The organism is Kitasatospora sp. NPDC005856, from assembly GCF_040629945.1.
Taxonomy (GTDB): Bacteria; Actinomycetota; Actinomycetes; order Streptomycetales; family Streptomycetaceae; genus Kitasatospora.
Genome location: NZ_JBEXWT010000133.1, coordinates 1 through 19,423, shown reverse-complemented (window position 1 = coordinate 19,423; position 19,423 = coordinate 1). Strand labels below are relative to the sequence as shown.

At 71.6% G+C, this 19,423-nt stretch carries 12 protein-coding genes; 6 read left to right on the top strand and 6 right to left on the bottom strand.

The features are described from left to right. Positions 1 to 1,296 (bottom strand): ALF repeat-containing protein (locus tag ABZ449_RS39310; RefSeq protein WP_360356167.1); only part of this gene is annotated, 1,296 nt, incomplete at its 3' end. A gap of 165 nt (positions 1,297 to 1,461) precedes the next feature. Then, a complete protein-coding gene (locus ABZ449_RS39305; protein WP_360356164.1) occupies positions 1,462 to 3,567 on the bottom strand; it encodes a trypsin-like serine protease in 2,106 nt (701 codons plus the stop codon). Between the two features lie 723 nt (positions 3,568 to 4,290). Between ABZ449_RS39305 and ABZ449_RS39300 the strand changes: the two genes are divergently transcribed. Beyond that, positions 4,291 to 4,983, top strand: a complete 693-nt coding sequence (locus tag ABZ449_RS39300; protein ID WP_360356161.1) for a phosphatase PAP2 family protein — start codon at positions 4,291 to 4,293, stop codon at positions 4,981 to 4,983. A gap of 111 nt (positions 4,984 to 5,094) precedes the next feature. Here ABZ449_RS39300 and dnaE read toward each other — a convergent pair whose 3' ends face one another. From dnaE to ABZ449_RS39280, 4 genes are all read right to left on the bottom strand, one after another. Then, entirely contained in the window at positions 5,095 to 8,661 is a 3,567-nt protein-coding gene (gene dnaE / locus ABZ449_RS39295) for a DNA polymerase III subunit alpha (protein WP_360356158.1), read from the bottom strand. A 233-nt stretch (positions 8,662 to 8,894) separates the two neighbouring features. Next, positions 8,895 to 10,022 carry an NADH:flavin oxidoreductase gene (locus ABZ449_RS39290; RefSeq protein WP_360356155.1) on the bottom strand — a complete coding sequence of 376 codons (1,128 nt, stop codon included), beginning with the start codon at positions 10,020 to 10,022 and terminating at the stop codon, positions 8,895 to 8,897. Between the two features lie 475 nt (positions 10,023 to 10,497). Beyond that, a complete protein-coding gene (locus ABZ449_RS39285) occupies positions 10,498 to 12,447 on the bottom strand; it encodes a trypsin-like serine protease (protein WP_360356152.1) in 1,950 nt (649 codons plus the stop codon). Between the two features lie 176 nt (positions 12,448 to 12,623). Then, positions 12,624 to 13,649, bottom strand: coding sequence for a helix-turn-helix domain-containing protein (locus tag ABZ449_RS39280; RefSeq protein ID WP_360356150.1), 1,026 nt, complete (start codon positions 13,647 to 13,649; stop codon positions 12,624 to 12,626). Positions 13,650 to 13,970: 321 nt separating this feature from the next. On the opposite strand from ABZ449_RS39280, the gene ABZ449_RS39275 reads away from it, so the two are divergent. The 5 genes from ABZ449_RS39275 to ABZ449_RS39255 all read left to right on the top strand — a co-directional run. Further along, positions 13,971 to 15,167, top strand: coding sequence for an FAD/NAD(P)-binding oxidoreductase (locus ABZ449_RS39275; RefSeq protein ID WP_360356147.1), 1,197 nt, complete (start codon positions 13,971 to 13,973; stop codon positions 15,165 to 15,167). 140 nt (positions 15,168 to 15,307) lie between these two features. Beyond that, the gene (locus tag ABZ449_RS39270; RefSeq protein WP_360356144.1) at positions 15,308 to 16,732 is read left to right on the top strand and encodes a rhodanese-like domain-containing protein; all 1,425 of its coding nucleotides are present in this window, start codon (positions 15,308 to 15,310) and stop codon (positions 16,730 to 16,732) included. Further along, positions 16,729 to 17,550, top strand: a complete 822-nt coding sequence (locus ABZ449_RS39265) for a sulfite exporter TauE/SafE family protein (protein ID WP_360356141.1) — start codon at positions 16,729 to 16,731, stop codon at positions 17,548 to 17,550. Before ABZ449_RS39270 ends, ABZ449_RS39265 begins: the two co-directional genes overlap by 4 nt. 190 nt (positions 17,551 to 17,740) lie before the next feature. Continuing rightward, entirely contained in the window at positions 17,741 to 18,520 is a 780-nt protein-coding gene (locus tag ABZ449_RS39260; RefSeq protein ID WP_360356138.1) for a GntR family transcriptional regulator, read from the top strand. Positions 18,521 to 18,719: 199 nt separating this feature from the next. Further along, positions 18,720 to 19,423: GAF domain-containing protein (locus tag ABZ449_RS39255; RefSeq protein WP_360356135.1), on the top strand; the 704-nt coding region annotated here is incomplete at its 3' end.

The window sequence follows — 19,423 nt, the reverse complement described above, 5'->3', positions numbered from 1 at the left end:
GGCCTGCCGGGCACGCTCGGCGGCCGAGGAGGCCACCCCCGAAGCGCCGGCGGCGTTCGCGGTGGCGGTCGCCGCCGCGGCGGCGTTCCCACCGGCGGACGCGGCGGACAGGGCCGCGCCCTTCGCCTGGTCGGCGGCCACACCGGCCCAGCCGCTGGCCTCGGCCGCGTTACGGGCGTCGACCGCCGCCTGGCGGGCGGCGCCGGCGGCCTGGTTGGCGGCCTCGGCCTGGCTCGCGTCGTTGCCGGCCGCGTTGGCCGCGCTCAGCGCACGGGCGGCGGCCTTGCCGGCCCGGATGGAGGCGGAGGCGGCGTTGGCGGCGGCGTTGGCGGCCTGGCGGGCCGCCTCGTTGGCGGCCTTCGCAGCCGCCGATGCGGTCTGGGCTGCGTCGGCGGCCCGGGAGACGGCGTCGGCCGCGCGCCCGGCGGCGTCCGAGGCGCGGGTGGCCTCGCCCTGTGCGGCCTGGGTCTCGGCTGCGGCCTTCTCGGCGGCCTGCTTCGCCAGGCGGGTCGCGTCGACCGCCCTGGCCGCGGCCTCCTTCGCCTCCTGGGCCTGCTGGCCGGCCTGGGCGGAGGCGTTCCTGGTGAGGTCGGCGAGCTGCGCGACCGTCAATGTCTCCTGGTCGTGGGCGGCCGCGGTCTGGTAGCCGTACTTCAGGAAGAGCTGGACCTCGTCCATGCCGCCGTCGAGGGCGGCGCCGGCGGCCTTCTTCACCTCGGGCCCGCCGGAGGCCATCAGCTGCGACAGGTGGACGCGGTCGTCGTCGTCGCGGGCCTTGTACTGGCCCACGTTCAGGAACGCGGTCACGTCCTCGAGCGAGCCGTCCATGGCCTTCTGGGCACCGGCCCGCACTCCGGGGCCGCCGGTCATCATGAGCTGGGACAGCCGGACGCGCTGGTCGTCCTCGAAGTTCTTGTCCAGGCCCTTGTCGAGGAAGGCCTGGAGGTCGGTGGTGGAGCCGGCCAGTGCCGCGGTCGCGGCGGTGCGCACGCCCGGCCCGGAGGATCCGATCAGTTCCTCGACCTGGGCGCGCAGGTCCTGTTCGGCCGCCGCGGTCTGACCGGTCGCCAGGAACGCCCGGAGGTCGTCCTCGGAGCCGGTCAGCGCCGCCTCCACGGCCCGGCGCGTGGCCGGGCCTCCGCCCTTCCACGCTTCCACGGCCTTCATCCGGTCGGAGACCGGTCCCGTCGCCGGCGGTACGTCGGCCGCCACCGCAGGTATCGTCAACAGGCCGCTCAGCAGGCCGGCGACGACGATCCCGGCCGCGACCCGCAGCCGTTTCGGCCGCGATGCCACTCTTGTTTTCATCGAATCCTTAATCCGTCCATTTCAGGGGGCACCGATGAGCGCCGGACGGTGTCCGGTCGCGCCTCGGGGTTCTCGGCGGGTGACATGCCGTGCGCCCGCCGTTGTGCGTGGCGTGGCCGGCGGCACCGGCCGCCGGCCACGCGCTAGGGGTTGTCAGGGGGCGGAGGGTCCGCCGTCGTACGGGGTCCACCCCTCGGCTGCCGGGTCCACGGCCCACAGCGAGCTGTTGGTGTCGCGGATGAAGGTGACCAGGTGGTTGTCGGCCGGGTCGACGGCCACGGCCGGGACGGCGTCGGCCGCCATCGGCGTGCCCGCCCAGGTGCGGTCGAACTGGGTCCAGCCGTCCTTCTGGCCACCGCCCTGCGGGTCGAAGGAGTAGAGGTCGTTGTTCGGCCCGTTCATGAACACGTTGACGTGGTTGGTGAGCGGGTTGACGATCGCGACCGGGTCGGTGGCGGCCATCAGACCGTGGTCGCGCCAGCCGGGGCCGAGCGGGTCGACCGACCAGAGGTGATGGGCGGTGTCACGGATGTAGGTGACGAAGTGCCCGCCGGCGGGGTCGACGACCGTGCTCGGCACGGCATCGGGGGCCATCGCGGTGTTGGACGTGGTGAGGTCGAACTCGGTCCGGGCCCGGGCGGGCAGGGCGAGCGAGTTCAGCCGGTTGTTCGGCCCGTTGAAGTAGAGGGTGATGTGCTGGTCGTTGGGGTTGATGATCGGCATGGGGTCGGTGGCGGCGACCGGGATGCCGGGGACGAGGTCGCTCCAGCCCTCGCCCTGCGGGTCGACCGACCACAGGCGGTTTTCGGTGTCGCGGACGAAGGTGACCAGGTGGTTGTCGGCCGGGTCGACGATCGTGTGCGGCACGGCGCCGGGCGCCATGACGGTGTTGTGCGGGGTCTTGTCGAACTCGGTCCACTTGTTGCCGGCGCGCTCGTCGAAGGACCAGAGCCGGTTGTCGGGGCCGTTGACGAAGACCACGACGTGGTTGGTGGCGGGGTCGACGGCGGCGGTCGGCGGGGCGGCCGCGTAGAGGCCGAAGTCCCTCCAGCCCTCACCCCGCGGGTCCACGGACCACAGGTGGTTGGCGCTGTCCTGGAGGTAGGTGACCAGGTGGTTGTCGGCCGGGTCGGTGATCGTGAACGGCGTACCGGTGACGACCGTACCGGTCGGCGTGGTGTGACGGGTCGCGTTGATCCACGCGGTGATGTCGTCGATGCGCGTGCTGGATGCGCCGGTGCGGGTCTCGCTGCTGCCGACGCAGCCGCCCTGCCAGGAGCGGGAGGCGAGTCCGGCGAGCTCGGCGGAGCCGTTCGTCGTCCGCAGGAGCGGCGCTCCGGCATCACCGGCGCAGAGCGCGGCGGAGCCGGCGGCGGGCGCGGTGTCGAGACCGGAGGCGGTGACAGCGCCCACGGTGTGCGTGGTCGTGTGGAGGGAGGGCGACAGCCAGTCGGTGGCCGTGCGACCGTACCCGGGGATGCGCAGGGTCTCCCCGACGGTCGGCGCGGCACTGGAGAGGCGGACCGGGGTGATGCCCTCGACCGGGCCGGCGAGACGGGCCATCACCAGATCACGGCCGACGTACGGGACCAGTTCCGCGATGCCGACGCTACGTCCGCCGAAGCCGGCGGTGGAGGCGACCGGAGGTGCCCCCTTGCCGAGCGCGGCCGGATTGTCGGTGAAGCAGGTGGCCGCCGTCAGCGCCCAGAACCGGTTGACCAGGGTGGCGGTGCAGGATTTCGCGTCGGTGCTGTGGCCGGGCTGACCGGCGGTCACCGTGCCGACCGCGGGGTTGTCGGTGGTCGGTGCCGGGCCGGCGGGGCCGTCGACGGCGTTGAGTTCGAGCAGGGTGGTCCAGACGCCGCTGCTTCCCTCGCCGATCGGCTTCCAGTTGTTGTCGAGTTGGAACTCGGTGGTGTTCCCCGAGGTGTTGATCTTGGCCGTGACGGTGTGGTCGTCGCCCTTGATGTTGTAGATCTGCGGGATCTGGAGGGCGAGGTAGCCCTTGGGCCCGGTGATCCGGAAGCAGACGAGGCTGGGGTCGGCCGCCCGGCTGTACAGCTGCACCAGACCCGGGCCTGACGCGCAGTCGGCGAGCTGGATGTGGCCGTCGCCCGCCTTCAGGGTGATATTGCGTTCTGCGAGGATCTTCGCGGCGCCGGGGTGGATGAAGTCCTCCACCGCCAGGGGCGGCGGCGTGGCCTCAGTGGCGGAGGCGGCCGGCACGAATCCGGCGGCCGCGGGTATGGCCAAAGCCATGCAAAGGGGCAGCAAAGCCCCACGAACGGTACGCACAACGACTCCGCAGGAAATGGGAATACCCGATAGGCCTCAATGCGCCGTCGGGTCAGGCGATAGAAATTGCGAGTGGAAAGCTATCGGCTGCAATCCCTGCACGTCAACGCCCCTGTTTTTCGGTCGACGAACCCTTTGATGAATGCTATTCGTATGCGATCTGTATTGGTATGGAATTGCTTTCGCACCTGGTGGGACCGATCAGGAGAACAAGCGGTATGCGGCGGTCGCGCTTCGGGTTTCAGGCTGCGGATATGCCGAAACCGGCCCGGGTTTCCCCGCTTGGTCGGGGGGCAGGCAGACGGTGGTTCCGTGTGCAGTGCTCACACTAGGCCCGGGTTTCGGTGGGGCGATCCGCAATGCGTCGACAGTTGTGCGCACTGCGTCTACCGGGCCGTGGCGAGCTCCAGTGACTGTCGACGCAGCTCCGGGGGCGTGAGCCCGTAGGCTGCCTTGAACGTGCGGCCGAAGTCGTTGGCGCGCGGGCTGCCGCAGCGAGCGTCTCGACATCTGGACCGTCCCCCGTGTGTCGAGCGTTCGCCGACGGCCTGACGGACTCCCAGCCGATCCCGGCCTCCGCGGCGTCGAACAGTGTCAGGGGTGACAGGAGGCATCCGGTGGGATCGCTACCCTGGCCGCGCGGGGCCGCGTTCCGGTGGCCCGCGCGTGGGCAGAAAGGGAGGGCTGGTGGCTGACCGGATGACGGGGCGTCGGCGGTGGGTGGTCGTGCTCGTCGGGGCGTGGTCGGCGTTCGCCGTGGTCGCGGCCGTGGTGGCCGCGCACGGGTGGGCGCCGTTCGCCTTCGAGCAGGCGGCCATCGACTGGTGCGTCGCGCACCGCCCACCGCTCGCCCGAGCCGTGGCCATGGCCGTCACGTCTCTGGGCACCGGCGTGGTTCCCTATCTTCTCGCTCTCGCCGCGGGTGTTCTCACCGCTCGCGGGACCGCCGGCTCGCCGGGGCACCGGTGGGCGACGGTGCGGGCGCTGCTCCTGCCCGTGGTGTGGCTGGCGCTGGGGCAACTGCTGCGCCAGGGCCTGATGCACGCCTTCGGCCGGCCCCGGCCGCCCGAGACCGACTGGGCGTTCACCGCCTCCGGCTTCGCCTTCCCCTCCGGGCACGCCTTCACGTCCGCCCTCTGCGCCGGCCTGCTGGCGCTCGCCGTCGCCCGTACGCGCCCGGCTGCCACTCGCGCGGCCGTCGTCGGTGCCGTGCTGTTCGCGGGCGCGATCGGCCTGAGCCGGATCTACCTCGGCGTGCACTGGCCGCTGGACGTCCTCGCGGGCTGGCTGCTCGCTCTCGGCTGGCTGGCCGCCGGGGCCGCGGGCTCCTCGTACCTGCCGGAGCCCGCGGAGCGGTCCGAATCGGCCAAGGCCGCGTAGCCGGACAACCGGACCGCTGAACGGCTGGACCGCCGAACGGCCGGACCGCCGAACGGCCGGACCGCCGGACCGGGCAACCCCGGGCCGGCGGTCCGTCGGACCCGGCGTCGGTCAGGACCGGACGGCCGCGCCCACCCAGGCGCGGTTGCCGAGGAGGGTCTTGACGTCCGAGGCGAGTCCGTTGTCCGGGTTCACCCGGTATCCGAGCTCATAGAGGGTGTCCTTGTCCCAGTTGGTGGTGCGCAGCCGGACCGGGACGTCGCCGGGGTGGGACTGGAGGGCGAGCTTGAGTTCGGCGACCACCCGGGGGTTGATCCGGGCGGCCGGGACGGAGATGTGCACCGGCGGCTTGGTGCCGAGTTCGGCGGAGGAGACGTCGAGGGTGGTGATCTCCTGGCCGAAGACGCTCAGTGACCCGTCGCGCTCGTTGAGCCGGCCGCGGATCGAGATCACGTTGTCCTCGATCATCTGGTCGGCCATCAGGTTGTAGGTCGCGGGGAAGAACAGCACCTCGACGGAGCCGTCGCGGTCGGCGAGGGTGATGATGGCCCACGCGTTCCCGGCCTTGTTGATCCGTCGGTCGACGCCGGTGATCAGGCCGGAGAGGCGCACCTCGCCCTCGGAGCGCCCGGAGCCGAGGAGTTCGGCGATCGAGGTGTCGCGGCTCTGGGAGAGGATGTGCTCGGCGCCGTCGAGCGGGTGGCTGGAGACGTAGAGGCCGAGCATCTCGCGTTCCAGGGCGAGGAGTTGGCGGCGGGGCCATTCGTTCTCGGTGAGCTGGAAGTCCAGTCCGATGCCGGGCCCGGCGTCGTCGCCGAAGTCGAGGGCGCCGAACAGGTCGTCCTGCCCGATGGCCTGTTGCTTCTTCAGCCCGGTGACGGCGTCGATCGCGCTCTCGTGCACGGTGCTGAGCGAGAGCCGGGTGTGGCCGAGGGAGTCGAAGGCGCCGGCCTTGACGAGGGAGTCGACGGTGCGCTTGTTGCACACCACCAGTTCGACCTTGTCGAGGAAGTCGGCGAAGGAGGTGTACTTGCCCTTCTCGTCGCGGGTGCGCACCAGGGACTCGATCACGGGCACGCCGACGTTGCGCACGGCCTTGAGGCCGAACCGGACGTCGCTGCCGACGGCGGTGAAGTCGACCACCGACTCGTTGACGTCGGGGGAGAGGATCTTGATGCCCATCTGCCGGCACTCGGCCAGGTAGACGGCCATCTTGTCCTTGTCGTCGGCGACCGAGGTGAGCAGCGCGGCCATGTACTCCGCGGGGTAGTTGGCCTTGAGGTAGGCGGTCTGGTAGGAGACCAGGCCGTACGCGGCGGAGTGCGATTTGTTGAACGCGTAGCCGGCGAACGGGACCAGGACGTCCCAGACCGCCTGGATGGCCTCGTCGGAGTAGCCGCGCTCCTTGCAGCCGGCGTGGAAGGGGACGAACTCCTTCTCCAGCACCTCCTTCTTCTTCTTGCCCATCGCCCGGCGGAGCAGGTCGGCCTGGCCGAGCGAGTAGCCGGCGAGGACCTGCGCGGCGCGCTGGACCTGCTCCTGGTAGACGATCAGGCCGTAGGTGGGGCCGAGGACCTCGGCGAGCGGGGCTTCCAGCTCGGGGTGGATCGGGACGATCTCCTGCTGGGCGTTCTTGCGCAGCGCGTAGTTGGTGTGCGAGTTCATGCCCATCGGGCCGGGCCGGTACAGCGCCGAGACGGCGGAGATGTCGGCGAACTCGGTGGGCTTCATCAGTCGCAGCAGGGCGCGCATGGGCCCGCCGTCGAGCTGGAAGACGCCGAGGGTGTCGCCGCGGGCGAGCAGCTGGTAGGTGGTGGGGTCGTCGATCGGGATCTTCTCGATGTCGACCTCGACGCCCCGGTTGGCCTTCACGATCTTGAGGCAGTGATCGATGATGCCCAGGTTCCGCAGACCCAGGAAGTCCATCTTGATCAGGCCCATGGCTTCGCAGGACGGGTAGTCGAAGCCGGTGATGATCGTGCCGTCCTTGTCCCGCATGTGCAGCGGGATCAGGTCGAGCAGCGGGGTGGAGGAGAGGATGACGGCGGCGGCGTGCACGCCGGTGCCGCGGATCAGGCCCTCGATGCCCCGGCCGGTGTCGATGATCTTCTTGACGTCCGGCTCGTTCTCGTACAGCGCCCGGATCTCGGTGCCCTCGTTGTAACGGGGGTGCTTCTCGTCGAACAGGTCGGCCAGCGGCACGCCCTTGCCCATGACGTCCGGCGGCATCGCCTTGGTGATCCGGTCGCCCATCGAGAACGGGTAGCCGAGGATGCGGTTGGCGTCCTTCACGGCGGCCTTGGCCTTGATGGTGCCGAAGGTGTTCACCTGGGCCGTGTAGGCGGCGCCGTACTTCTCGGTGACGTAGCGCACCATCTGGTCGCGCTGGCGGTCGTCGAAGTCGATGTCGACGTCCGGGGGGTTGATGCGCTCGGGGTTCAGGAAGCGCTCGAAGAGGAGGTCGTGCTCCAGCGGGTCGAGCTGCGTGATGCCCGTCAGGTACGCGACCATCGATCCCGCCGCCGAACCACGGCCCGGGCCGACGGGGATGCCGTTGTCGCGCCCGTACTGGCAGATGTCGGCGACCACGAGGAAGTACGCGTCGAACCCCATCGGGGTGATCACGCCCATCTCCAGCTCGATGCGGTCCAGCACCTCCTGGCTGGGGTCGTCCCCGTAGCGGTGCTTCAGCCCGATCTCGATCTTCTTGCGCAGGTAGGAGGCCTGGGTCTCGCCTTCGGGGACGTCGAACTGGGGCATCCGGTCGACGTAGGTGAAGACCTCGTCGTACGACTCGACGCGCTCGGCGATCGCCAGGGTGTTGTCGCAGGCCTCCGGCAGCTCACGGAAGAGCTCGCGCATCTCGGCGGCGGTCTTCACGTAGTAGCCGGTGCCCTGGAACTTGAACCGGTTCGGGTCGTCCTTGTTCTTGCCCACGCCGACGCAGAGCAGGCTGTCGTGGGCGTCCGCCTGGTCGGCGGTCACGTAGTGCGAGTCGTTGGTGGCCAGTAGCGGGATGTTCAGTTGCTTGGCCAGGCGCAGCAGGTCCTCGCGGACGTCCTGCTCGATGGACAGGCCGTGGTCCATCAGCTCCAGGAAGTAGTTCTCCTTCCCGAAGATGTCCTGGTACGCGCCGGCCGCCTTCACCGCCTCGTCGTACTGGCCCAGCCGCAGCCGGGTCTGCACCTCGCCGGAGGGGCAGCCGGTGGTGGCGATGATCCCGGTCGCGTTGGCGGCGATCAGCTCGCGGTCCATGCGGGGCTTCATGTAGTAGCCCTCCATCGACGCGAGCGAGGAGAGCTTGAACAGGTTCCGCAGACCGGTCGCGTTCTGTGCCCACATCGTCATGTGGGTGTAACGGCCGCCACCGGAGACGTCCTTGCCGCCCTCGCCGTCGCTGCTGGCCGGGCGCTGCCCGCCCGGCGACCAGAACACCTGCTTCTTGTGGAAGCGGGACCCGGGTGCCACGTACGCCTCGATGCCGATGATCGGCTTCACGCCGGTCTTCGCGGCGGCGTGGAAGAACTCGTAGGCGCCGAACATGTTGCCGTGGTCGCTCATCGCGATGGCGGGCATGCCCTGTCTCTCCGCCTCGGCGAACAGCTTGCCGTTCTTCGCGGCTCCGTCCAGCATCGAGTACTCGGTGTGAACGTGCAGGTGCGCGAAGCTGTCGGACACGGCGCTGTGCTCCTGGGAGGGGTATCGGTCGGGGAGCGCCCCACGCTAGCCGATCGGCGGCGGCGACGCGCCGGGCCGGGGCCCGTTGCCGGGACCTTGACGCATCCTTCCCGGTTCCCCGACGGGCGCCCGCACGCCCGGGTAGGGTGGGGCCCGCCTGGCCCGGGTCCGTGGACCCGCCGGCCGTCGGTCCTGTCGTACCGGTGGCGCGGCCGGGTCCTCGGAGACGGCGGTCAGCTCAGGGTGCGGATCGCGGCGGCGTCGTACGGGCGCAGCTCGGCGAAGCGGCCGGAGAGGACCTTGGTGGCCCACTGCGGGTCCTGGAGCAGGGCGCGGCCGACGGCGACCAGGTCGAACTCGTCGCGCTCCAGCCGGTCGAGCAGGTCGTCGATGCCCTGGAGCGGGGCGCCCTCGCCCGCGAAGGCGTGGATGAAGTCTCCGTCGAGGCCGACCGAGCCGACGGTGATGGTGGGGCGGCCGGTGAGCTTCCTGGTCCAGCCGGCGAGGTTGAGGTCCGAGTCGTCGAACTCGGGGAGCCAGTAGCGGCGGGTCGAGGCGTGGAAGGCGTCGACGCCGGCCTCGGCGAGCGGCGTGAGGATCGCCTCCAGCTCCTGGGGCGTCTCGGCGAGGCGGGCCTGGTAGTTGTCCGACTTCCACTGCGAGTAGCGGAAGATCACCGGGAACTCCGGGGAGACGGCCTCGCGCACGGCGGCGACGAGCTCGGCCGTGAACCTCGTCCGGGCGACCGGGTCGCCCCCGTAGGCGTCGGTGCGGCGGTTGGTGCCCGCCCACAGGAACTGGTCGAGCAGGTAGCCGTGCGCGCCGTGCAGTTCTACGCCGTCGAAGCCGATCCGCTCGGCGGCCGCGGCGGCCTCGGCGAACGCGCCGATGACGGCGTCCAGGTCGGCCCGGGTCATCACGCGCCCGGTTCCCTCGGTGCCGTCCAGCCGGATCCCGGACGGGCCGACGGCGGGGGCGTCGGCGAACGGCGGGTCGCCCTGCTTGCGCACCATGCCGATGTGCCAGAGCTGCGGCACGATGGTGCCGCCCGCCGCGTGGACGTCCTCGGCGACGCGGGCCCACCCGGCCAGCTGCTCCTCGCCGTGGAAGCGCGGGATGTCGTCGCTCTGGCCGGCGGACTCGTGGCCGACGTACGTGCCCTCGGTGACGATCAGGCCGACGCCCGCGGCGGCGCGGCGGGCGTAGTACGAGCGTACGTCCTCGCCGGGCACCCCGCCGGGGGAGAACTTGCGCGTCATCGGCGCCATCACGATGCGGTTGGGCACGGTCAGCCCGTTGATCGTGACGGGCCGGGACAGGATCGCGGCCGCGCGGGAGGCCGGGTTCTCGGTGACGGTCATGGGATTCCTCGTGGTGGCGGCGGTGACGTGCGCCGGGGTCGTCGGCGGTTGCCCAGGCCAACCACCTCGGCGGTCCCCGCATTTCGCCGACCGCGCTCGCCCCGCTGTGATCCGCGCCACTGCGGGCCCGCGGGGCCGAGAGCCCGCGGGCCCGAGAGCGCCCACCGCCGCTGCCATCGGCGGTGCCGCGTCCCACCTGATGACGGAGCCCCGTCGGAGACGTGTCTCCGACGGGGCTCCTGAGCGGTCGATTACGGAAGGGACGGAAGAATCTCCTGCCACGTCCTCAAGCGTGGCTCCGGATTCCCGCCGGAGGTCAGTCTCGCGATCTCCAAACCGGGCGTGATGAGGTTCTTGACAGAGCGCAGCCGCCTGATCTGTTCGATGTCGAGCGTCCGCCACTCGTCCGCCAGGCTCTTCGCTTGTCCGACGGTTCCGCTACCCGATGTCGGACGGCCCCGGGGCATCCGGTGGGTCAGTCGATGGAGGCGACAGCGGTGGCGGTGATGTCCTGGACGCCGCTGGCGCCGCCGGGAACGAGTTGCCAGGTGGACCAGGTGCCGTCGGGCTTGTTGTCGCGGGTGTAGACGTTGAGGTCGGTGCCGATGGCGTAGACGTGCACGGTGTTGTCCGGGGTGGTGCTGCTGGTGATGGCCTTGACGGCGTTGTCGTCGACCTTGACCCAGTGGGGGTCCCACTGGCCGGTGGCGTAGTCGGCGTTGGTGGTGTGGAGGCGGCCGTCGGAGCCGATGACCTGGAGGCTCACCGTGTTGCCACGGGTGGTGGCGGTGATGTCCTGGACGCCGCTGGCGCCGCCGGGAACGAGTTGCCAGGTGGACCAGGTGCCGTCGGGCTTGTTGTCGCGGGTGTAGACGTTGAGGTCGGTGCCGATGGCGTAGACGTGCACGGTGTTGTCCGGGGTGGTGCTGCTGGTGATGGCCTTGACGGCGTTGTCGTCGACCTTGACCCAGTGGGGGTCCCACTGGCCGGTGCTGTAGTCGGCGTTGGTGGTGTGGAGGCGGCCGTCGGAGCCGATGACCTGGAGGCTCACCGTGTTGCCACGGGTGGTGGCGGTGATGTCCTGGACACCGCCGGCGCCGCCGGGGACCTCCTGCCAGGCGGACCAGGTGCCACCGACCGCACCGTCGCGGGTGTAGACCCTGCCGTCGGTGCCGATGGCGTAGACGTGCACGGCGTTGCCGATGGCGACGCTGTCCACGGCGGTCTGCGTGCCGGCCGTGGCGCTGATGCCGACCGCCGACCAGCGGTCGGCCCAGCGGCCGGTCCGGTGATCGGTGGCGGTGTCCCACAGCGTGGAGTCGGAGCCGAGGACCTGGACGTGCGTGCCGGGCTTCACGTCGGCGGTGCGGTAGCGCACCTCCTTGATCCAGGCGCCGAGGTCCTCCACGCGGCTGTTGGCGGCGCCGGTTCGGGTGTCCGTGCTGCCGAGGCAGCCACCCTGCCAGGAACGGGAGGCGACGCCGACGATCCGGGCGGTCCCGTCGACGGTCCGCAGGAGCGGGGCCCCTGCGTCGCCCGCGCAGATCGCGGCCGAGCCCGGGGTGGGAGCGCTCTCGAAGCCGGTGGCGCTGACGGCGCCGACGGTGTGGGTCGTGGTGTGCAGCGAGGTCGGGAGCCACTTGGAGTCGGAACGCCCGTACCCCGGCACGCGCAGGCTCTCACCGGCCACAGGAGCAGCGGACGCGACCGGAACCGGCGTGACACCGTCGACGGGGTCAGCGAGTTGAGCCATGGCGACATCACGGCCGGCGTCGCGCTCGACGTTGGTGATGCGGATGGTCCGACCATCGATGGTCGCGGTCTTGGCCGCGGTGTCGTCGGCGACGCAGGTGGCGGCGGTGAGCACCCAACGGCGGTCGACGAGCGTGGCGGTGCAGGATTTCGCGTCGGTGCTGTGGCCGGGCTGACCGGCGGTCACCGTGCCGACCGCGGGGTTGTCGGTGGTCGGTGCCGGGCCGGCGGGGCCGTCGACGGCGTTGAGTTCGAGCAGCGTGGTCCAGACGCCGCTGCTTCCCTCGCCGACCGGCTTCCAGTTGTTCTTGTCGAGTTGGAACTCGGTGGTGTTCCCCGAGGTGTTGATCTTGGCCGTGACGGTGTGGTCGTCGCCCTTGATGTTGTAGATCTGCGGGATCTGCAGGGCGAGGTAGCCCCTCGGCCCGGTGATCCGGAAGCAGACGAGGCTGGGGTCGGCCGCCCGGCTGTACAGCTGCACCAGACCCGGGCCTGACGCGCAGTCGGCGAGCTGGATGTGGCCGTCGCCCGCCTTCAGGGTGATATTGCGTTCCGCGAGGATCTTCGCGGCGCCGGGGTGGATGAAGTCCTCCACCGCCACGGGCGGCGGCGTGGCCTCAGCGGCGGAGGCGGCCGGCACGAATCCGGCGGCCCCGGGTATGGCCAAAGCCATGCAAAGGGGCAGCAAAGCCCCACGAACAGTACGCACAACGACTCCGAAGATGAATCAAACCGGCTCCGCCCCCGTATCCCGGTCGGGCGGAGGGAGGCCCCCCAATGCGCTGATCACACTAGGCCTGGGCTCCGGCGCGGCGATCCGCAATGCGTCGACAGTTGTGCGCACTGCGTCTACCGGGCCGTGGTGGGCTCCAGCGACTGTCGGCGCAGCTCACGGGGGGTGAGCCCGTAGGCGGCCTTGAACGTGCGGCCGAAGTCGTTGGCGCGCGGGATGCCGCAGCGAGCAGCGACGACGTGGATCGGCAGGTCGCTCAATGCGGGGTCCGCCAGGTCCCTGCGTGCTCTCTCCAGGCGCTGGCCGCGGATCAGTGCGGCAACCGTCTCGCCCGGCGATTCCTGGCTGAACAGGCGGTGGAGGTAGCTGACGGAGATGTGGTGGGCGGCCGCGACCACCGACGGGGTCAGGGCGGGATCGTGCAGGTTGTGCCGGATGAACGCCCGCACGCCCTCCACCAGGGACCGTCGCCGGGCCTCCGCCGGCAGGACGGCCTCCGCATCGAGCTCCCGGGCCAGCCAGGCGGCCACCAGGTCGACGGCGACGGCCCCCAGTCGCGGTGCCTCGGCAGCCCCGAGGGTGGCGGTCTGCCGATCCAGGCCGAGAAGGAACTCCGAGAGCAGCGCACCCGTACCCTCCCGGCCGGACAGTCTTCGGCCGAGCAGGTCGCGCAACTGGTGCGGGGGCACCGGCAGCAGTGATCGGGGGATGTCGATGCCCACACCCTCGACCCGCGCGTCCCCGGGGCCGGCGCCGGGGACGCCGAAGAGCTGCACGTCGTACGGGTGCGAGCTGTCTATCAGGTGAAGGTCCCCCGCCCCGTACGTCTCCGTCTGGTCCCTGCCGCGTCTGAGGGTCTGACTGCCGGCGGTCAGCAGGGTCAGGTGGAGCAGTTCCTCGTCGGAGCTCCGGATCATGCGTTCGGTCCGCCGGAACCGTGCGGACGGGAACGATGTCCCCAGCAGGGCCACCGGCCCCAACTCGAACCGCCGTACCTGGGCAGCGAAGGTGTCGACGTGGGCACTGGTCGCCTCGCAGACCCGCGTCCGCCCGACCAGGTCCCGCCAGCGCTCGAAGCGCTCCTCTGTCGTCGGGTCGTCGGACCTGGCCGCGCTCTGCGCCACCACGGATGTCTCAGGCACTGTCAATCACATTCCCTGCCGGGCGAGCAGGGGCTCGACCAGCATCGACTCGCATGACTGCATGGTCATGCCACGCTCGGAACCAAGGCGGTTTGTGTCCGAATATTGCACACTCTCATGACACTCTCATCGATTGGTCTCGACATCTGGACCATCCTCCATGCGTCGAGTCGAGGTGTTCTGCGGGGGTCTGGGTGCCCACTCCCGGTCGATTCGGGTGGCGCCGTGCCCGGGAGGCAAATGTCCGGACAATAGCTTGCGGCCGGCGGCGGGGCGGTCCTAGCTTAATGTCCGTACATTTCGCGAGGGAGGGTTCACTTGATGACCAGGCATCACCGGATCGTGATCATCGGCGGCGGGACCGCGGGCATCTCGGTCGCGGCCCGGCTGCGCCGCGCCGGCGAGCGGGACGTCGCGGTGCTCGATCCGAGCGATCGTCACTACTACCAGCCGCTGTGGACGCTGGTCGGCGGCGGGCGGGCGCCGCTGGCGGAGAGCATCCGGCCGCAGGCGTCCGTCATGCCGAAGGGCGTGCAGTGGATACGCCGCGCCGCGGTCGCCGTCGACCCCGAGGCCCAGGAGGTGACCCTGGACGACGGTGGCACGGTCTCCTACGACCACCTCGTGGTCTGCCCCGGCATCCAGCTGGACTGGGACCGGATACCGGGCCTGGAGGCCGGGCTCGGCACGAACGGACTGTCCAGCAACTACCTGCCGCAGCACGCCCCCGCGACCTGGCGCTTCATCCGCGGCACCCGCTCCGGCAGCGCGGTGTTCAGCATGCCGTCGGGTGCCATCAAGTGCGGCGGCGCCCCGCAGAAGATCGCCTACCTGGCCGCCGACCACTGGCGCAAGGAGGGTGTGCTCGGCCGGATCGACGTCCACCTGGTGATCCCCGGCGCCGCCATCTTCGGCGTCCCGGAGTTCGCCCGCGTGCTCGAGGACGTGGTACGCCGGTACGGCATCAAGGTCCACTACGGGAGCGAGGTCACCGAGGTCCGCCCCGAGGCCCGCGAGGTGGTCGTCACCGATCTGGCGAGCGGGGGGACGACCACCCTGCCGTACGACGTCGCCCACCTGGTGCCGCCGCAGAGCGCCCCGGACTGGATCAAGCGCAGCCCGCTCGCCGGTGCCGACGACCCGGCCGGCTACGTCGAGATCGACAAGCACACCATGCGACACATCCGCCACCCCAACGTGTGGGCGCTCGGTGACGCCGGATCGTCCCCGAACTCCAAGACCGGCGCCGCCGTGCGCAAGCAGGCGCCGGTGCTCGTCGAGAACCTCCTCGCCACCATCAACGGCCGGGAACCCGAGGCCGCTTACGACGGCTACGCCTCCTGCCCGCTGACCACGGCCCGCAACAAGATGCTGCTCGCCGAGTTCGACTACAGCGGGCGGCCCGCCCCGTCGATCCCGGTGATCAACACCATCCGCGAGCGCACCGACATGTGGTACCTGAAGCGGCGCGGCCTGCCGTTCCTCTACTGGAACCTCATGCTCCGCGGGCTCGCCTGATCCCACCACCCCGGCCTCGCGCCGTCGCGGCCCCGCGCGCCCACGGCACGCGGCCGGACGACGTCGCGCCCACACCCATGCCCACGCCCCGCCCCCAGCGCCGCGGGGCCGCAACCACCGCCCACCCTCAGGAGCCCCAGATGACGAAGCCCGCCGGACCCCTGGTCTTCGCGCAGTTCTACCTCGACTGCCTCTCCCACGCCTCGTACCTCGTCGGCGACCGCACCACCGGCCGGGCCGTCGTGGTCGACCCCCAGCGCGACGTCTCCGAGTACATCGCCACCGCCGAACAGCACGGTCTGACCATCGAGCGGGTCATCGAGACCCACATCCACGCGGACTTCCTCTCCGGGCACCTGGAGCTCGCCGAGCGCACCGGCGCGCGCATCTCCTACGGCTCCGCCGCCGAAATCGACTTCGACACCGACCCCCTGGGCGACGGCGAGCGAATCGGCCTCGGCGAGGTCGACCTGGAGATCCTGCACACCCCGGGCCACACCCCGGAGTCGATCTGCGTCGTCGTGCGCGAACACGCCGGTGACGCCGGCCCGTTCGGCGTGCTCACCGGGGACACGCTGTTCATCGGGGACGTCGGCCGCCCCGACCTGCTCAGCTCGCGCGGCCGGTCCGCCGAGGAGATGGCCCGCCTCCTGTACCGCTCCACCCGCGCCCTGCTCGCCCTTCCCGACGACACGCGCGTCTACCCGGCGCACGGAGCCGGCTCGGCCTGCGGCAAGAACCTCTCCACCGAACTGAGTTGCACGATCGGCAACCAGCGCCGCGGCAACTACGCCCTGGCCGACATGACCGAGGACGAGTTCGTCGCCGTGGTGACCGACGGCCAGCCCGCCGCGCCCGCCTACTTCGCGTTCACCTCGGTGCGCAACCGTCAGGCGCGTCCGGTCCTGGACGAGGAGACGCCCGTCCCCCCGCTCACCCCGGAGGCGTTCGTCGAGGCCCGGGCGGGCGGCGCCACCGTGCTGGACACCCGGGACCCGGAGGCGTTCGCCGCCGCCCACCTGCACGGCGCGGTCAACATCCCCCTCGGCGGCCGGTTCGCCGAACTCGCCGGCCAGGTGCTCGACGCCCGGGACGCCATCGTCCTGTGCGGGGATCCGGACACCGCGATCGAGGCCCGGAACCGCCTGGCCCGGATCGGTTTCGACCGTGTCCTGGGCGCCCTGGCCTCCACGGTCGAGACGATCGACGCCGCGCACCTGACCGCGGTCGTACGCGTGGACGCCGACGAGCTCGCCCGCCAACTCGTCGAAGGGGAAGTCGACTTCGAGCTGCTCGACGTCCGCGGCCCGGGCGAGATACGGGACAAGGGCACCATCCCCGGCGCCCGACTCGTCCCGCTGCCCGAACTGCTCGCCCGCCTGGGCGAACTGCCGGCCGAGCGGCCCCTGACCGTGATCTGCGCGGGCGGCAACCGTTCCTCGGTGGCCGCGTCCGTGCTGCGCGCCCGCGGCTTCGAAGCCACCGATCTGCGCGGCGGCTTCGCCGCCTGGCACGGCGAGGTCGTCCACCCCGCCGACCGGGACGCGGACGGCGTCACGGCGTGAGCGTCCTGATCACCGCTCTGCTCTGCGGAGCCGTGGTCGGTGTCGCCCTCGGCGCGCTGGGCGGCGGCGGGGGAGTGCTCGCGGTCCCGGCCCTGGTCTACCTGCTGGGCCTGTCGCCCTCCGACGCCGGGACCACCAGCCTGGTCATCGTCACCGCCACCTCCGTCACCGCACTCGTCCGCCACAGCGGCACCGGCAACGTCCAGTGGCGCACCGGTGCGCTGTTCGCCGCGGCCGGGGTGCTCCCCGCCATCGGGGCGTCCATGCTGGCCCACCGCATCCCGCAGCCGGTGCTGACCTCCGCGTTCGCCGTCCTGGCGGCGCTGGCCGCCGCCGCGATGCTGCGCGGCACCCGTACCGCGCGGCGCGTGCCGGCGGAGGGGGGCGGCGGCGCCGGTCCGGCCGTGAGGTCCGGTCCGTCTGCGACGTCCGTGAAGCCGGCCGGCCGGGACGGGCACCTCGGCACGGTGGCGGCCGGCGCCGGGCTGGGGGCGGTGACCGGGCTGCTGGGAGTCGGCGGCGGATTCCTCGCGGTGCCCGCGCTGGTCTCCGTGCTCCGGCTGCCGATGCGCAAGGCCGTCGGCACCAGTCTGGTGGTCATCGTCATCAACTCGGTCGTCTCCCTGGCCACCCGCCTGACGGTCACGGAGCTATCCGTCGACCCGGCGATCTTCGGGCCGTTCGTGGGAGCCGCCGTCCTCGGTGCCTGGGACGGCAAGCGGCTGGCGGCCAAGCTCTCCGGCGCGGCGCTGCAGCGGGCCTTCGCCGTCGTCCTGTTCGCGGTGGCCGCCTTCATGCTGATCGCTGCCTTCGCCTGACGGATCCCGCGCGGCCGCTGCCCGGACCCCCCGCGTCCGGGCGGCGGCCGTCGCCCGTTGCCCGCCGTCGCCACCCGCCACGGCCCGCCTGGCCTGGTTGGCAACGATTTTGTGCTATCCCCCCGAAGGTACGAACATTCACCTCGTGTCCCGCACCACCCACCCGACCTCTGAACCCCAGGAGGGCGCCGTGACCTCCGCGCCCGGCCCCCGGCCCCTCACCCGAGCCCCGGGCAGCCCGCTCTGGGCGCAGCTGCGCGCCGACCTGCTGCGCCGGCTCGACGACGGCGAGTTCCGTGACGTCTTCCCCGGCGAGCACGACCTCGTCGCCGAGTACCGGGTCAGTCGGCACACCGTCCGCGAGGCCCTGCGGAAGCTCCGTGAGGAGGGCCTCGTCACCGCCCAGCGCGGCAAGGCCTCCCGGTTCACCGCGAGCCGCCCGCTGGAGCAGGACATCGGTGAGGCGTACAGCCTGTTCCGCTCGGTCGAGGAGGTCGGCGCCGTCCAGCGCAGCGTCGTGCGAGCGCTCGACCGGCGCGCCGACGGCGTCATCGCCGCCCGGCTGGGACTCGAGGAGTCCACGCCGCTCGTCTACCTCGAACGACTCCGCCTGGCGGACGAGGAACCGCTGGCCGTCGACCGGATCTGGCTTCCCGCGGACGTGGCCCATCCGCTGCTGGACGTCGACTTCACCCACACCTCGCTCTACGACGAGCTCGAACGCCACTGCGGCAGCCGGATCCGCGGGGGCTGGGAACGCATCCGCGCCATGGTCCCCGGCCGGGGGGAGCGCATCCTGCTCGACCTCCCCGCGAGCACCGCGCTGCTCGCCATCGACCGGCTCGGCCGTGACACCGACGGGCGTGCGGTCGAGTGGCGGCAGACGCTCGTGAGGGCGGACCGGTTCGCCGTCGCCGCCGCGTTCTCCGCGCACGACTACCGGCTCGGCGCCTCGGTCCAGACGCCCTGACGGGACAGCACGCCTCGCACCCGGGCGGCGCCGTCGGGTCGAACGGAAGGTCGGCGACCGGCCGCGTGTGCGGGCCCGGCCCGGGCTCCCCGGGGCGGGCGGTTCCCGCTCTCACGAGGCGGGTGGCTCCAGCTCCGACCGCCGGCCGCCGACCTCTGCGACAATCGACCGGCCGGTGACCGGGATGGAGGGAGGCCCTGTGGGCGGGGACGGAGCGCGCTCGCGGATTCCGCAGCTGCGGCTGGACGAACTGCTGGAGGAGCTCCAGGCGCGGATCGACGCGGCGCGGGGCACCCGGGACCGCGTGCACAGCCTGCTGGAGGCGGTCCTGTCGGTGGGGCGGGAGCTGGACCTCACCCAGGTGCTGCGCCGGATCGTGGAGTCCGCCGCCGTGCTGGTGGACGCCGGGTACGCGGCGCTGGGGGTGATCGGCCCGGACGGCGAGACGCTGTCGGAGTTCCTGACCGTGGGCCTGTCGGAGGAGGAGATCGCGCGGATCGGTCCGTACCCGACGGGTCGGGGCATTCTCGGTGAACTGATCCGCAACCCCGAGCCGCTGCGGCTGACGGACCTCTCGGAGCATCCGGCCTCGCACGGGTGCCCGGTGCACCACCCGGTGATGCGGACCTTCCTGGGCGTGCCGGTGCGGGTGCGCGAGGAGGTGTTCGGCAACCTCTACCTGACCGACAAGCGTGACGGGCACGAGTTCGACGCCGACGACGAGTCGGTGCTCTCGACCCTCGCGGTCGCCGCCGGGGTGGCGATCGACAACGCCCGCCTGTACGAGGAGGCGCAGCGCCAGCAGCGCTGGCTGAGCGCGAGCGCGGAGATCACCCGGAGCCTGCTGTCGGGCAGTTCCCGCTCCGAGGTGATGGAACTGATCGCGCGTCGGGCGCGGGAGAT